The sequence below is a fragment of the Actinomyces sp. HMSC075C01 genome (assembly GCF_001812965.1).
GTDB classification, from domain to species: Bacteria; Actinomycetota; Actinomycetes; order Actinomycetales; family Actinomycetaceae; genus Actinomyces; species Actinomyces acetigenes.
The window spans coordinates 159685-175056 of the sequence record NZ_KV811010.1 but is presented as its reverse complement, the minus strand read 5'-3'; the positions used below and the strand labels follow the sequence as shown (position 1 = coordinate 175056).

The 15372-nt window shown below is 63.6% G+C and carries 16 protein-coding genes; 4 read left to right on the top strand and 12 right to left on the bottom strand.

The window, feature by feature from the left end; translation table 11 throughout:
* Positions 1-176: 176 nt before the first annotated feature.
* From HMPREF2883_RS09545 to HMPREF2883_RS09490, 12 genes are all read right to left on the bottom strand, one after another.
* A complete protein-coding gene (locus tag HMPREF2883_RS09545) occupies positions 177-389 on the bottom strand; it encodes a hypothetical protein (protein ID WP_256277412.1) in 213 nt (70 codons plus the stop codon).
* Between the two features lie 112 nt (positions 390-501).
* Entirely contained in the window at positions 502-1131 is a 630-nt protein-coding gene (locus tag HMPREF2883_RS09540) for a response regulator transcription factor (protein ID WP_070661509.1), read from the bottom strand.
* Complete coding sequence (locus HMPREF2883_RS09535; protein WP_176747191.1) at positions 1128-2294, bottom strand: sensor histidine kinase; 1167 nt, start codon at positions 2292-2294, stop codon at positions 1128-1130. Before HMPREF2883_RS09535 ends, HMPREF2883_RS09540 begins: the two co-directional genes overlap by 4 nt.
* A gap of 73 nt (positions 2295-2367) precedes the next feature.
* Positions 2368-3258 (bottom strand): type II secretion system F family protein, encoded by an 891-nt coding sequence (locus tag HMPREF2883_RS09530; protein ID WP_070661506.1) that lies wholly within the window; start codon positions 3256-3258, stop codon positions 2368-2370.
* 1 nt (position 3259) lies between these two features.
* Complete coding sequence (locus tag HMPREF2883_RS09525) at positions 3260-4186, bottom strand: type II secretion system F family protein (RefSeq protein WP_070661502.1); 927 nt, start codon at positions 4184-4186, stop codon at positions 3260-3262.
* Positions 4183-5289 carry a TadA family conjugal transfer-associated ATPase gene (locus tag HMPREF2883_RS09520; protein ID WP_256277411.1) on the bottom strand — a complete coding sequence of 369 codons (1107 nt, stop codon included), beginning with the start codon at positions 5287-5289 and terminating at the stop codon, positions 4183-4185. The genes HMPREF2883_RS09525 and HMPREF2883_RS09520 overlap by 4 nt, the downstream gene beginning before the upstream one ends.
* Positions 5290-5491: 202 nt before the next feature.
* On the bottom strand, positions 5492-5899 hold the full coding sequence (locus HMPREF2883_RS09515) for a TadE/TadG family type IV pilus assembly protein (protein WP_081381379.1): 408 nt from the start codon (positions 5897-5899) through the stop codon (positions 5492-5494).
* Positions 5900-5907: 8 nt separating this feature from the next.
* Positions 5908-7446: a CpaE/TadZ family protein gene (locus HMPREF2883_RS09510; protein WP_081384608.1), complete on the bottom strand. Its 1539-nt coding sequence runs from the start codon at positions 7444-7446 to the stop codon at positions 5908-5910.
* The gene (gene cpaB / locus HMPREF2883_RS09505) at positions 7446-8165 is read right to left on the bottom strand and encodes a Flp pilus assembly protein CpaB (protein ID WP_070661493.1); all 720 of its coding nucleotides are present in this window, start codon (positions 8163-8165) and stop codon (positions 7446-7448) included. Before cpaB ends, HMPREF2883_RS09510 begins: the two co-directional genes overlap by 1 nt.
* Entirely contained in the window at positions 8162-8947 is a 786-nt protein-coding gene (locus HMPREF2883_RS09500; RefSeq protein ID WP_141759087.1) for a hypothetical protein, read from the bottom strand. Before HMPREF2883_RS09500 ends, cpaB begins: the two co-directional genes overlap by 4 nt.
* Before the next feature lie 211 nt (positions 8948-9158).
* A complete protein-coding gene (locus HMPREF2883_RS09495; RefSeq protein ID WP_070661487.1) occupies positions 9159-9971 on the bottom strand; it encodes a prepilin peptidase in 813 nt (270 codons plus the stop codon).
* An 11-nt stretch (positions 9972-9982) separates the two neighbouring features.
* A complete protein-coding gene (locus tag HMPREF2883_RS09490; RefSeq protein ID WP_081384609.1) occupies positions 9983-10429 on the bottom strand; it encodes a DUF192 domain-containing protein in 447 nt (148 codons plus the stop codon).
* 455 nt (positions 10430-10884) lie between these two features.
* Here HMPREF2883_RS09490 and rpsL point away from each other — a divergent pair, with 455 nt between their 5' ends.
* The 4 genes from rpsL to tuf all read left to right on the top strand — a co-directional run bounded on the left by rpsL (position 10885) and on the right by tuf (position 15307).
* On the top strand, positions 10885-11259 hold the full coding sequence (rpsL, locus tag HMPREF2883_RS09485; RefSeq protein ID WP_003786082.1) for a 30S ribosomal protein S12: 375 nt from the start codon (positions 10885-10887) through the stop codon (positions 11257-11259).
* A complete protein-coding gene (gene rpsG, locus HMPREF2883_RS09480) occupies positions 11259-11729 on the top strand; it encodes a 30S ribosomal protein S7 (RefSeq protein WP_003786052.1) in 471 nt (156 codons plus the stop codon). The genes rpsL and rpsG overlap by 1 nt, the downstream gene beginning before the upstream one ends.
* 45 nt (positions 11730-11774) lie before the next feature.
* Entirely contained in the window at positions 11775-13916 is a 2142-nt protein-coding gene (gene fusA, locus HMPREF2883_RS09475; protein WP_070661481.1) for an elongation factor G, read from the top strand.
* 200 nt (positions 13917-14116) lie between these two features.
* Positions 14117-15307, top strand: coding sequence for an elongation factor Tu (gene tuf / locus HMPREF2883_RS09470; protein WP_070661478.1), 1191 nt, complete (start codon positions 14117-14119; stop codon positions 15305-15307).
* Positions 15308-15372: the final 65 nt, after the last annotated feature.

The window sequence follows — 15372 nt, the reverse complement described above, 5'->3', positions numbered from 1 at the left end:
AGGGCCGAGAGAGCCATGAAAGACCGACGAGACGTTACCCGACCAGAAACACCGAGCAAACGAGACAACACAAGAACTCCTAAGAATATGCAGAGTTTCCTCATCAGAGACGATCATCTCCGACGAGGAAACTCTGGCGCATACAACCAAGAGGCTGTAGGTAAATGATGGACTTACTAGAATTTACCGAGGGCTTCCTTGATCTTGTCGATGATGGTGTCTCCAATACCAGACCCGTTTGCAGCGGTGATTATAAGGCCAATAATCGTTGCCGCAACGATGGCGATTCCGGCGTACTCGACCATTGTCTGGCCGCGCTCTCCATCGCGAAGGTTGATCCAGGCCTGCTGGAGACGAACCTGAAGGCGGAGCAGTGCGTTGTTGTTCATGATGACCTCCATCGCTGAGTGGCATCGTTGTGAATGCCTGATGTATCTGACATTCACTAAGTTAGGAGGCCTCATGCCCCATCGGGTAGGGGCGTACGCCCCGTCCTGCGGCCTACTGAGCAAGGGGCGGCGATAACCAGACGGCGACCGCCTCAGCGCGGCTGTGGACGTGCAGCTTAGGGTAGGAGCTGTTGAGGTAGTTCTTGACCGTACGTTCCGACAGGAACAGATGCTGGGCGATCCTCTGGTTGGACATACCGGTCGCTGCCAGGTCGAGGATCTCAGCCTCCCGTTCCGAGACCCGCGCACGCAAAGGGTTGCTAGAAACGTTATGAGCCGAAGGATTGAGCACGACATCGGCGGCTTCCTTACCGAGCACCAGGCCTCCGTTGCGGCAGGTCTCAATGGCGCCGGCCACCTCATTGATGCCCAACTGACCGTGAACCAAGTAGCCTCGCGCTCCCGTGTCGAGTGCCTGGCGGATAGTGCTGGGGTCTCGATTCGAAGTGAGCATAATGACCGAGGCGTCGGAACTCAGTTCTGGGAGGATGTCAAGTCCGCTGCGCCCCGGAGGCATGGAAACGTCAAGCAGGATGATGTCGGGGCAGTGTGTGTGGTGTGCCTCGAGTGCGGAGAACGCGTCCTCCGCCTCGATGACCTCGTCCACAGCATCGATACGGTCGAGTACCGAGCGGAGTCCGATACGGACAATGGCGTTGTCGTCAACGACCATCACCTTCATACTATCTTCTCCTTGTCGCTAGCGGAATGAAGCGATGTGATGGGGACACGAAGTCGAACACGGGTCCCCGCAGTCGGTTCGGAGGGCGAATCGATACTGAAGGCGCCGTTCAGTGTTTCAGAACGTTCCCTCAACCCTGCCAGTCCGTAATGACCCTCTCGGTAGAGGTCTTTGACATCCTCTCTAAAACCGATGCCGTTATCGCGGACATCGAGGCGGAAGCAGCTGTCGTCGTGGAATATTGAGAGGTCGACCGACGTGGCATGGGCGTGCCTCTCAATATTGGCAAGGATCTCGCCCAGGATGCGCTGAAGCTGCCACATCGCCTCGGTCGAGCAGGGCAAGGGGGTGTCTGAGTCGCCGCGGTTGACAGTGACCGACAGTCCTGTGCGCGCCCCCCACCTGGTGGCTTCCTCGACAAGAGCGCCAATGATGTCCTCGTCGCCCCCGGAACGCAGTCCGTCAAGGACGAGTCGGGCTTCCCTGCTTGCTTCGTCCGCGGCCTCGAGGAGCGTGTGACTGAGTGGAGCGTCTGGGTGGTTCTCAGCACCGAGAGAGCTGTCCAGGGATTCGGCGAGCATGCGAATGCCATGGATGCTCTTGGCGAGCGAGTCGTGCAGATCTCTGGCAATCGTGAGTCTCTCGGCGGTGGCGCGTTCTTCTGCTCGGGCGAATACGGCCTCGGCGGAAAGACGACTGATGTCCGTGAACTGGCTGTTCAATCGGTTCCCGAGCAGGACGCTGAAAAAGATTCCAGCAACCATAGTGGCGGCCACAACTGTGGAAATTGAGGCGTCATGTAACTTAAGGAGCGCGAGCGATAGGGTAGTACCGACGCACCACAATGACGCCCAGAACGCTTGACTTACAAGGCCGATGAGTACCGACGATGCGATAAGATAGGCAAGAGAAAGAGCAAGACCTCCCGGGAATGTTGCAGGAAGAGCGCTGGTGATGACGCAGGTCGTGACCAGATCGGCGCATAAATAAGTCCAGTTATTGACAATGAGGCGAGGATGCCTGTTGAACGCCCTCAAAGTCGCCCAGTTGATGCTTAGTCCCAGGAGGGGGACCGCAACAGCCCCTCTGTCGGTGCTTGATGCAATGATTCCTAGCTCGCAGGCCAGGATGAGGCCAAGCCGTATGTCGCAGATCAGAGCCACTGCGGTAAAAAGGGCGTGGTGGTGAATGAATCTCGATGGGGGTTGCGAGTCTTGTGAATTAATTTCTTGCATTTCATCCGCCAAATAGTTTCGCGAAAGTGTCCCGATTGGCGAAGACCATCCCTCCGAGCATGAGGATCATGGCGCCCGGAACCATGGTGGTCGTGGCGATGAGTGCTACCTTGGGCTGTGCCTTGGCCGCAGCACGACGGACCTGCTGGGCGCGTTCGCGACGAATCTCCTTGACGATTGACGTAAGGGCGTCGCCGATCGGTGTGCCTAATTCTTCGGACTGGAGGAGCGTGGTGACGAAGTTGTCGATATTGTCGGAACGGCAACGTTTCTTGAGGGACGTGAAGGCGTCGCGACGAGAAACTCCGAGTCGCATCTCATGAAGTGTTTTACGCATTTCTTCGGCCACAGGCCCATCGAAATGTTTGCACACTCGTTCCAACGAACTGCGAAATGGCATACCTGAGCATACTGTAATGGCGAGAATGTCCAGGAAGTCGGGTAGGTCGCGGTCGATCGCTGCCTGTCGCTTCTGAACCGCTTGAAACAGCCAGAGGTACATCCAGCCTGAAAATATCGTTCCAAACGCTAGTCCGTAGACAGGGTGGCCTAACAGGGTGAACACTGCTACAAGAAGGATGCTGAGGGAAATGAATCCCGCCTCCCTCTGGATGAATAGGTCGAGGGTGAGGCCTTCTGGATTGCCCGCATTTTTTAAACGCCGATCGAGCTTTTTTAGGTGGAGTGGCCCATAGAGGCGGCGGAGAGACTGCTGCGTCCTGATGCCAAGTGTGTCAATCAGCAGGACAAAGCCGCTTCTTCGTTCGACCTTCTTGTCGTCATGGTCGGCGATTCCAAGCTGGCTAGTGCCGTCATCCTTGATGAGGTGGATTCCGTAGGCTGCAAGGAGCACCACGAATGCCGCTGCAGTGGAGTATATTATTGCGGGCATGCTACACCTCCACCCGGGAGACGATCTTCATGAGTAGGGCTCCGATTCCAAAACAGATGAGTGACGCGAGAAGGATGATTTGACCGATAGGTGATGATGCCATGTCGTCTAAGACTCCCGGTTTCATCGTGTTCATGAGGATGATGGCCACGAGGCCGATGATGGGGACCAGGTAGGCGCTGAAGGCTGAACCAATGATGGCGGTCCGGACTTCGCGGTGCAACTGCTTGCGGTCCTCAAGTGCGAGTGCGATGTCATGCAGTGCACCGGCCAATGCTCCTCCCGCTGTTGACTGAATAATGATCGTACGCACGAGGACATTCAGCTCGCGTGAGGGCATCCGCTGAGCGAGGTCAGAGAGCGTACCGTCCAAGGACCATCCAAGCGCTAGCTGTGATGTGGCCCGGCTGAGCTCGGCTCGTGCCGGATCCGACATCTCTTGCGCCGCCAGAGCGAGGGATCGCTCGATCGACACTCCTGCGGATGTGCCGTTAGATAGTATGCGGGAGACCTCCGGGAGCTGAGCGATGAATCGTTCCACTCGTTGAGTTGTACGGCGACGCAACCATCGGAAGAACACCAAGGGAATGAGTGCTGCCAGGATGCCTCCTGCGATTCGTCCGATCAACGGGCGCGCCAGGAAGAAGGTTGCGGTAATAGCTGTGATGAGAACCAGCTCGGTGATGGCCACATCCCAGCTCAGCCCGGCCCCGGACATCTTGCGCTTCAGTGGTTTACTGAAGGGCAGTCGGCGAATCAAGGCGAGAGTACGGCTCCCCGCCCCCACTCCCTGGGCGATATCCGTGGCTCCGAGGCCTTGTGCGAGCTCGGCCGTGCGCCCCGCATTGGCAGACATGGTGATGAGGGCTGCGCTCCCCATGATGAGGGTGGCCGCACCACTGATGTAGACGAGAAGGACATTGCTCATGATGCCATCTCCTGCACAAGCAGATCTGCCGGGAGCTGTAGACCGTGCTGGCGGACTCTGTCTGCTATAGACGGAGAAACACCATGGAACTCGAAGTTGTCGTGACCTCTCTGGGCGGTGTGGACGTAACGCATCATGAGTGAGGTCATATAGTGCTCGTGGTGTCGTGAGGTCACTGCCTCGATCGTGCGGACTCGCCTCGTGCCGGAGGAGTCGCGTTCCAGCTGGACAATGACATCGATGGCGCCATTGATCTGATCTCTGATGGTCTCCACCGGTAGCGTGACATCAGACATGGAGGACAGTGTCTCCAAGCGGCTCAGTGCGTCGGTCGCGGTGTTGGCGTGCACGGTTGTCAGCGAGCCCTCGTGGCCGGTGTTCATGGCCTGGAGCATGTCGAGCGTCTCTCCGCCGCGGACCTCGCCAACAATGATGCGGTCGGGGCGCATGCGTAGCGAGTTTCTCACCAGATCACGAATTGTCACCTGTCCTGCTCCCTCGGTATTGGCCGGGCGGGCCTCCAGGCGGACCACATGGGGCTGCTGGAGAGACAGCTCGGCCGCGTCCTCGATGGTGATGATTCGCTCTCGATCCGAGATCATTCCCGACAGTGCGTTGAGGAAGGTGGTTTTCCCCGATCCGGTCCCGCCGGAGACGAGAATATTGAACCGAGCGGCTACCAGTGTCCCCAGGAGATCGGCGGCTTCCTGGGGCAGGCTGTTTCTAGCGACGAGATCGGAGAGGCGGAAGGGCTGAGGGAACCGGCGGATGGTAATGGTCGGCCCGTCGAGTGCCAGCGGCGGGATGATGACGTTGACACGCTCTCCGCCGGGAAGACGCGCGTCGACCATGGGGCTGGACTCGTCCACACGGCGGTTGACTGAGGAGACGATGCGGTCAATGAGCTGGTACAGCTCGGCCTCGGACGTGAAACGGGTGGGGACCCGCTCGATCCGTCCGGAGCGCTCAATGTAGACATCCTCCATGCCGTTGACCATGATCTCGGTGACGGAATGATCTGCGATGAGGGGTTCGAGCACTCCCAGCCCGACCGCGTCGTCGATCACTCGTTTGATGAGCCAGGCCCGCTCTCGTGGCGACATGACAGGGCCCTCGAGGGACAGAAGCCGTGAGAGCACCCGCTCCAGACGGGCTCGCTGCTGGGCCAGCTCTAGGCCTGCGACCTCTTCTAGGTCGATCTCCTCCAGCAGCCGGGTTCGGTAAAGGGCTACCAGATCCTCTCGGCTTCCAGCAGTCTGCCGTTTTCCTTCTTGGGGATGGACAACCCGGTCTCGTAGTGCCATGTCAGTCCTCGGGGAAGTAGGCCGTGCGAGTCACGGTGACGTGTTCGCTTGTAATCGAAGGGATGCCGATCGGAACCCGAGCGGTCACCTGGACGCAGTGCCCCGGACCGCAACTATCCGATACGGATTCCAGGCGTACCCAGTCGGGCAGGGCCTGGTGCGCGGCCTGCTCGGGGGAGCGCCCCAGCATCGCCGCGCGAGCGCCGTCTCGGGCGGCTGCGCTGACGGAGGTCACCGTGGAGACGGCGAGGAAGCCCTGAACGAGGAACATGGTGACCAGGACCAGAATCGGCACGAATCCAATGAGCTCAATATCGAGGACGCCTCGCTCATCGTGACGTAGACGGCTGATCAGACACTTCGGGGTTGAGATGACACGGGCCGGGCGGGCGGCTCCGGTTGTGGACATGGTTCTCATCACTTCTCCCAGACGATTCCGGCACTTGCGGAGGTATCCATATCGACAACGGAGAGGACCGGAAGCGTGACGGTCACCCTGTCCGCTCCGGAGCGTGTCACCTTGGTGCGTGCGGCGTAGCTGCTGGGCAGGCGACTAGTGACTTCCTGCTGCACCTGACCGGGGCTCTTCCCGACGCCATAGGCATGAGCCGCCTCGTTGGCGGCATGCGTGGCGTACATGTACGAGACTCCGAGGCTCAGTGCCTGGATGCACATCAGAATCACGGCAGTGGCCAGGGCGAAGACCACGGGGAACTCCACCGTGATCTGGCCCCTTTCCGAGCGGCGGCGCCTGCGTCCTCGTCGCGAGGCCTTGGTCGAGCCCTCCGCCGCACTGCGATCAGGAGCGCCGCCAGGACTCGGCGCTGTTCCGGTCGTGATGGCTCCGGCGATGGACTGTGCGGCCTTAGCCATGGCGGGAACCCTCGACGTCAGCAACGTGTTGGAGTTGACGGCCATCTCGATCTGAGTCGTCAGATCGGGAATGCTGGCGGCCAGCGCCACCCCCGTCATCTTCGCCGCGGTGGCCGGCTGGATCTCGCGTTGCCGGCTGGTCAGGTTGACCACCAGCCCGAAGGGGCGCCCACGGGCGATATCGAGGCGGTCGAGCGCATCGCTCAGCCTGCGCACCGAGCGCAGTGCCGGAGCATCGGGGGTTGCGACGATGAGGGCTCGGTCGGCGGAGTCGAGACCCATGGCCAGAACGTCGTCAAGGCGGTTGCCGCAGTCCAGGACCACGTGGTCGAACTGGTAACGCAGCATGGTGAGGATCTGCCGCGTGGCCGACTCCGTCAACAGTTCACCGGTCTCGCCCTGCTCCGGAGCGGGCAGAAGCGCGATCCCGCCGGGCAGGGGGTACAGGATCTCGGAGATCTCTCGGGCGCTGACCTCCGCTGCGATGTCGGCCAGGTCGGCGATGGAGCGGCGCACCGAAATGCCGGTCATGGCGGCGAGGTCACCACCGCGAACATCGAGATCCACCAGGCAGGTGCGAGCTCCCTGAGCAAGCTGGGCGGCAGCCATGAGTGCGACCGTCGAGGTGCCCACGCCGCCCTTGGCGCCGACGACGGCGGTGATCGTGCCTTGACGGCGAGCGGTGATCTCCTGCCGGCTCGAGGCCTCGCTGCGCACCGCGCGCGACCACGCCAGGACCGGGAGCAGGCGGTTCGTGATCTCCTCGAGCGACAAGGGCAGCCCCAGCACGGTCCGAGCTCCGGCGTCCATCGCCGCCACAACGTCTTCGGAGGTGCGGGTCCGGCTCAGCAGAACAACGGGAATGAGCGGGAGGGATCGGGAGAGCTGTTGAACGGTGGGCAGGGCGATATGCCCCTCCAGCGCCTCATCGACCAGAATGCACGACGTGACGTCCGGTTCCAGAAGCTCTCTGAGCTTCTCAGGCGAGGCGACAGTACGGACCTCACCAAGCCCCTCCGCCTCGGCCATCGCCGCCAGTACCTGCTGACGGGTCTCCTCATGATCGGTGACTAGGTACTGCATCAGTTCGCTCCTTGGGCAGGTGCTCCGGGATTGGCGGAGTACTCGGGGGTCTGGGCGCTCCCCTGGTCGCCGTCGCGGCGCAGAAGGAGGCGCACCTTCTTCGAGAAGCTCTCGGCATAGGCGAGCTTGAGCGACTGCTCAGGCGTGAGTGAGAAGGTCACGGGGACGCTGTCCTTCTCCTCGGAGAAGTTCCCGTTCTCGTCCTTGTCCTGCACCTTCGTGGTCACACCGACCTCGGTGATGAGCGCGTTCTGGATGATGATCTGGGCCTTCTGCCCCTTGGTGTTGGGGTCCTCCACCGTGGAGACGACGTCGACTCGGGAGCCCGGGGTGACCTTGCCGGCGACGCCGGTCTCGGCGTCGATCATGATCGACACCTCTCGATACCCCTCCGCCAGCTGTGGTGGGTCCTGAAGCATGCTGGTCTGCAGCACCGCCCCCTTGTTGTAGGTGGACGCCGCCACCTTGCCCTTGAGTTCATTGACGTCATGGACGGCGTCGTCGGGAACCCACCGCTTGGGAACCTGCTCGGTCACGACGTCGGCCGCAGTGACCTCCTTGAGCTCGGTCACCTGCTGGGACAGCTTGAGGACGGTTGTCATGGGGCCGACCTGCGAGGAGATGGACTGGACGTAGCTGAACATGGCCACGAAGGTGACCACTGCTCCAAGGACGGTGACGAGGATGAGCAGAACACCTCGACGTTGACGCGGATTCATGAGGACTCCTTGACTGGGTGGGGTGCGGAAGCGCGGGGCGCCGGCGCGGGCACGTTGGGCCACGTGCCGCACAGGAGACATCCCTGTGGGACGGCTAGCTGACCGCAGTAGGGGCAGAAGGTCCGGGTGAGGGGCGCAAGCGCCTGCGAGACAAGAGGGCCGGGGTCGGTGATGAGCACGGTCATTTCCGCCCAGGACTTGGCCGGCCAGGTGCGAGACATGGGGAGCAGGGGTTCTCGGTGGAGCCCCAGGGAGGGCAGGCCGCCTGTGACTCGGTTCTGCTCGTCGTCCGCTGCCCAGATCGCAAGGCTGCCCTGAGGCGGCTTGTTCCAGACCACGTCCTTGACCTTGGTGACGCTGCTTCGCGCCTCCCCCAGGTCGAGGGTGAAGCAGGAGCCCGGCAGCATCGACTGCAGGTGCTGCCCGATGGTGGGCGAAGGGCTGGTGAGCCTGCTGACCGAGCTGAGAGCGACCCTCGTGCGTAATGCGGGCTGCAAAGCGTCAACCACTGTCTGTGCCTGACCATAGGCCCGGGGGTGAAGCTGCATCAGGCAGTAGGCCAGGGCGCGGAATCGCGTCTCGGGCTCATTGAGAGCCAGGATGCCGAGGTCCTTGCGCTTGAGGATCCCCCGAACCATACGGGCGGCGTGCTCCTCCTCCCCGGTGCGGCACAGCAGCAGGGCCGGTCCCTGACCGAATTGCTGGAGGACGGTGACGGCCTGACCCATGTCCCAGTCCTTAGTGGCGTCCGGGTGGGGCCGGGAGGCGGTGAGTACAAGCATGAGAGGCCTTACGGTGTCGTGGCTCTGCAGGAGGCGGAGTCGATAGGTACGGGTGGGTGGAGGGGGAGGCGGGGCGGTCCTGAGCGGGGATGGCCGATGAGCCCAAAAGTTACGAAAGGTAATGATCAGGTGACGCGACTTGAAGGTATCATGAAGTATTACGTATGACTCTGTGTAGTTTTCCCCATAAGATGTGATGGCGTTCGTCGTGTCAGACGATCGCCAGCGGCCAGGTGAGCAGGGCCCCGGCGATGAGGTAGGGGCCGTAGGCCATGGGGTCCTTGCGTGACGCTCGGCGGGTGATGAGCAGGAACAGTGCGCCGATCCCACCCAGGAAGACCCCGGCGCACAGTCCGAAGACGAGCAGCCAGGGGTTGAGCCATCCCAGCCAGAGGCCGATCACCGCGCCGAGCTTGACGTCTCCCAGCCCCAGGCCGGTGCGGAAGTACGCCAGGGCCAGGCTGATGCCGCCCACCGCCAGCGCGCAGAGCGCTGCGGTGAGGGCGGTGTGAGCCCTGTCGGGATCCAGAACGACGGCGACCACGCCGCATACGGCCAGCCAGGCGGCCGTGGCGCCCAGCAGGCGGTTGGGGAGGAGGTGCGCCACGGCGTCGACGCTTCCGGCGCATCCGAGCAGTGCGTACACGGGGATGGCAGTGAGCGTTGCGGTGGTGGCGCCTATTCGGTTCCCCCACCAGGCGCAGATGAGGCATAGGGGCAGGGCCAGCAGTCCCTGGGGTACTGCGTTGAGGAGACCGGGGTGCTTCAGTGTCGGGTGCTCGGGTGAAGGGGGAGGAGTGGAGGGGGCCCGTGAAGGTGCCTGGGCGCTGTCTCGGGGGTCGCTCGTCATGCCGTCCGCTGGGTGTCTCGGGGTGTCCGTCGCGCCGTGGGCGCCGGCATCGGTCGTGTTCGCGTCGTTGAAGGGCTCTCGCACGTAGCGCCGCGTCCACGCGGAGACCGGACCGGCGATGAGTGCGACGGAGCCGAGTGCCGCGGCGCCGAGTAACCAGGGTTGGAGGGACATGAGGGAGCCTTTCAGTGAATCGGGCGGAGAATGTTGTTCTGGTGTCCTTCTGAGCCGGGGTTCGATGGCGGGGGCGGTTCAGGAGGGGATGTGGCCAGGACGCTCCCCTTGTGGATTCCCAGGCGAGAGGCGTCTCCCCGTCGCATTTCGACGACGGCCCTCGCAAGCGGCCGGGGCATTCCCATCCGGTTCGGAGGCATCGTCGTCACTGCGACGACCCTCCCTCGGCGTCCCACGTAGACGACGTCGATCGTGTGGCGCATGCGGAAGCAGTGCACCCAGTTGCAGCGAGTGATCCACAGGGCGCCGTCGATCGAGTCGGTGCCGAGCAGGCCGATGTTGCGCTCGCGCCGGGTGTGTGCGCTCCACAGCGCCAGTCCGGTGTCTCGCCCGTCCACGGTGAGGTGGGGGAGGTCGTCGACCGGGGCGGTGGACCAGATGGGTGTCATCGTGCTCATGTTCAGTGATGGTAGGAGGGATGATTTGAGTACTGTGAGGGGGTGTTCGCCCCATCGTTGACGGGAGAAACAGGCGGTACGGTTCATAGATGGCGTGTCCAGTACCACGCCTTCACCTCGCCCTCCGCCCTGGCGCCCTGGCGCGGCGAACGGGTAGCCTGGCCCGCGGTGCCCGCAGACGGGTCACCGCATCTCCATTCCGTTCCCAGCGACGTCGGATTCGCTCAGGCCACAGGCCGGCTCGAATCAGGCGCGACATCGTGACGCGGGTCTGCCGCGGCGGGAACCGACGGGCCCCTGACTGCGGGGCTCCGGACGTCGTCATCGGGCCCGCCCCGATCCCGGCGGGCCGGCCCTCTCCGCGGTGGCGTGCGCCGTCGAGCCACCAATGGGGGAGCGGCCCGGCACGCAGGCAGCAGCCAGATACAGACTCACGTCCCCATGGAGAATCAGTAGTGCCTACCATTCAGCAGCTGGTCCGCAAGGGCCGCTCGACGAAGCGCTCCGCGTCCAAGACGCCGGCGCTCAAGGCAAGTCCGCAGCGCCGTGGCGTGTGCACCCGCGTGTACACCACGACCCCCAAGAAGCCGAACTCCGCCCTCCGTAAGGTCGCCCGTGTGCGCCTGTCCACCGGCATCGAGGTCACGGCCTACATCCCCGGTGAGGGCCACAACCTCCAGGAGCACTCCATCGTGCTCGTGCGCGGTGGTCGTGTGAAGGACCTTCCCGGTGTCCGCTACCACATCGTGCGCGGCGCCCTCGACACCCAGGGTGTCAAGGGCCGCCAGCAGGCACGTTCCAAGTACGGCGCCAAGAAGGAGAAGAAGTAATGCCTCGTAAGGGTCCCGCACCCAAGCGCCCGCTCGTCGTCGACCCCGTCTACGGCTCGCCGGTCGTCACCCAGCTCGTCAACCGCGTCCTGCTGGACGGCAAGAAGTCCACCGCCGAGCGGATCGTCTACGGCGCCCTGGAGGGCGTGCGCTCCAAGACGGACCAGGACCCGGTCTCGGTCCTCAAGCGCGCTCTGGACAACATCCGCCCCGCCCTGGAGGTTCGCTCCCGTCGCGTCGGTGGCGCCACCTACCAGGTGCCCGTCGAGGTCCGCCCCGGCCGCGCCACCACCCTGGCGCTGCGCTGGCTCGTGGACTTCTCCCGCCAGCGCCGCGAGAACACCATGACCGAGCGTCTCATGAACGAGATTCTCGACGCCTCCAACGGCCTGGGCGCCGCGGTCAAGCGCCGCGAGGACATGCACCGCATGGCCGAGTCCAACAAGGCCTTCGCCCACTACCGCTGGTAGTGCCGGAATCAGCTCCGTACCCCACACGAACGAAGGACACCACCAGTGGCACTTGACGTGCTGACAGACCTCACCAAGGTCCGCAACATCGGCATCATGGCCCACATCGATGCCGGTAAGACCACCGTGACAGAGCGCATCCTGTTCTACACGGGCATCAACTACAAGATCGGCGAGACGCACGACGGCGCCTCGACGATGGACTGGATGGAGCAGGAGCAGGAGCGCGGTATCACCATCACCTCCGCGGCCACCACCTGCTTCTGGAAGAACAACCAGATCAACATCATCGACACCCCCGGACACGTGGACTTCACGGTCGAGGTCGAGCGCTCCCTGCGCGTGCTCGACGGCGCCGTCGCGGTCTTCGACGGCAAGGAGGGTGTGGAGCCGCAGTCGGAGACGGTGTGGCGTCAGGCGGACAAGTACAACGTCCCGCGCATCTGCTACATCAACAAGATGGACAAGCTGGGCGCCGACTTCGACTTCTCCGTCCAGACCATCCGCGACCGTCTCCACGCCACCCCGATCGTCCTCAACTTCCCGATCGGCGCCGAGAACGAGTTCTCCGGCCTCGTCGACGTCCTGGAGATGCGGGCCATCCGCTTCCCCGAGAAGGACGCCGACGGCAAGGAGACTCGCGGCTCGATCGTCGAGTACGAGGAGATCCCCTCCGAGCTGGTCGCCAAGGCCGAGGAGCTGCGCGCCCAGCTGATCGAGACGGTCGCCGAGGCCGACGACGCCCTCATGGAGAAGTACCTCGAGGGCGAGGAGCTCAGCATCGCCGAGCTCAAGTCCGGTATCCGCAAGCTCACCGTGGCCGGTGAGGCCTTCCCGGTCCTGGCCGGGTCCGCCTTCAAGAACAAGGGCATCCAGCCCGTGCTCGACGCCGTCCTGGACTACCTGCCCTCCCCGCTCGACGTCCCCGACGTCGAGGGCCACGCCGTCGGCAACGAGGAGGAGGTGCTCACCCGTCCGGCCGACGAGAAGGCTCCCTTCTCCGCCCTGGCCTTCAAGGTGGCCACCCACCCCTTCTACGGCAAGCTCGTCTACGTGCGCGTCTACTCCGGCAAGGTCTCCCAGGGCGAGATGGTCCTCAACGCCACCAAGGGCAAGAAGGAGCGCATCGGAAAGCTCTTCCAGATGCACTCCAACAAGGAGAACCCGGTGGAGGAGGCCCACGCCGGCCACATCTACGCCTTCATCGGCCTCAAGGACGTCACCACCGGTGACACCCTGTGCGCCCAGGGCTCCCCGATCGTCCTGGAGTCCATGACCTTCCCGGACCCGGTCATCCACGTGGCCATCGAGCCCAAGACCAAGGGCGACCAGGAGAAGCTGGGTGTGGCCATCCAGAAGCTCTCCGAGGAGGACCCCACCTTCACCGTCTCCCTCGACGACGAGACCGGCCAGACCGTCATCGGCGGTATGGGCGAGCTCCACCTGGACGTGTTCGTGGACCGCATGCGCCGAGAGTTCAAGGTCGAGGCCAACGTGGGCGCCCCGCAGGTCGCCTACCGCGAGACCATCCGCAAGAAGGTGGACAAGGTCGAGTACACCCACAAGAAGCAGACGGGTGGCTCCGGCCAGTTCGCCAAGGTGCAGATGAGCTTCGAGCCCCTCGCGGCCGACGAGGCCGCCGAGACCGCCGACGGCGAGAAGGCGCACTACGAGTTCGCCAACGCCGTCACCGGTGGCCGCGTGCCCCGCGAGTACATCCCCAGCGTGGACGCCGGGGTCCAGGACGCCATGCTCACCGGTGTCCTGGCCGGCTACCCGATGGTGGACATCAAGGCGACCCTCATCGACGGCGCCTATCACGAGGTCGACTCCTCCGAGATGGCCTTCAAGATCGCCGGCTCCATGGCGTTCAAGGAAGGCGCCAAGAAGGCCTCGCCGGTCCTCCTCGAGCCCGTCATGGCCGTCGAGGTCCGTACTCCCGAGGAGTACATGGGCGACGTCATCGGTGACCTCAACTCCCGTCGCGGCATGATCGCCTCGATGGAGGACGCCGTCGGCGTCAAGGTCATCCGCGCCAACGTGCCCCTGTCGGAGATGTTCGGCTACGTCGGTGACCTGCGCTCCAAGACGCAGGGACGCGCCGTGTACTCCATGACCTTCGACTCGTACGCCGAGGTTCCCAAGAACGTCGCCGACGAGATCATCGCCAAGGTCAAGGGCGCCTGACGTCCTGCCACCGGGGTCCGTGCCGGCTGCACACAACCGTGGCGGACCCCGGCCCGGCGGCGCCCCTCGGGTGCCGACCGGGACCCAGTTCAGTAAGATTTCCAACATCCACCAGTAGAGACTCTCGACGCCCGGGCGGCTAGCATGTGTGCTAGTCGAATCCCGACGAAGAGAACTACCCGAGTCCCAGGAGGACACCAGTGGCCAAGGCCAAGTTCGAGCGGACCAAGCCGCACGTCAACATCGGAACGATCGGTCACGTCGACCACGGTAAGACGACGCTGACCGCTGCGATCTCCAAGGTTCTGCACGACGAGTACCCCGAGCTGAACCCCTTCACCCCCTTCGACGAGATCGACAAGGCTCCTGAGGAGCGTCAGCGCGGTATCACCATCAACATCGCGCACGTCGAGTACGAGACCGCCAAGCGTCACTACGCGCACGTCGACGCCCCCGGGCACGCCGACTACATCAAGAATATGATCACCGGTGCCGCCCAGATGGATGGCGCGATCCTCGTGGTCGCCGCCACCGACGGCCCGATGGCTCAGACCCGCGAGCACGTCCTGCTCGCCCGCCAGGTGGGCGTCCCCGCCCTCCTCGTGGCCCTCAACAAGTCCGACATGGTGGACGACGAGGAGCTCCTCGACCTGGTTGAGATGGAGGTGCGCGAGCTGCTGTCCTCCCAGGACTACGACGGCGACGAGGCTCCCGTCATCCGCGTCTCCGCTCTCAAGGCCCTCGAGGGCGACGCCGAGTGGGCCGGCAAGATCAAGGAGCTCATGGACGCGGTGGACGAGTACATCCCCACCCCTGAGCGTGACATGGACAAGCCCTTCCTCATGCCCATCGAGGACGTCTTCACCATCACCGGTCGCGGCACCGTCGTCACCGGTCGTGTGGAGCGCGGCAAGCTCCCGATCAACTCCGAGGTCGAGATCCTCGGTATCCGCGAGGCCCAGAAGACCACGGTCACCGGTATCGAGATGTTCCACAAGCAGATGGACGAGGCCTGGGCCGGCGAGAACTGCGGTCTGCTCCTGCGCGGCACCCGTCGCGAGGACGTCGAGCGCGGTCAGGTCGTCTGCAAGCCCGGCTCCATCACCCCGCACACCGAGTTCGAGGGCCACGTCTACATCCTCACCAAGGACGAGGGCGGCCGCCACAACCCCTTCTACTCGAACTACCGTCCGCAGTTCTACTTCCGTACCACGGACGTCACCGGTGTCATCACCCTCCCCGAGGGCACCGAGATGGTCATGCCCGGCGACACCACTGAGATGACCGTCGAGCTCATCCAGCCCATCGCCATGGAGGAGGGCCTCGGCTTCGCCATCCGTGAGGGTGGCCGTACCGTCGGCTCCGGCCGCGTCACCAAGGTCATCAAGTGACCCGCTGACGCCCCGCGCCTCCGCGTAGCACAGACCTCCCCGGTCAGAGCAGCCGCTCTGACCGG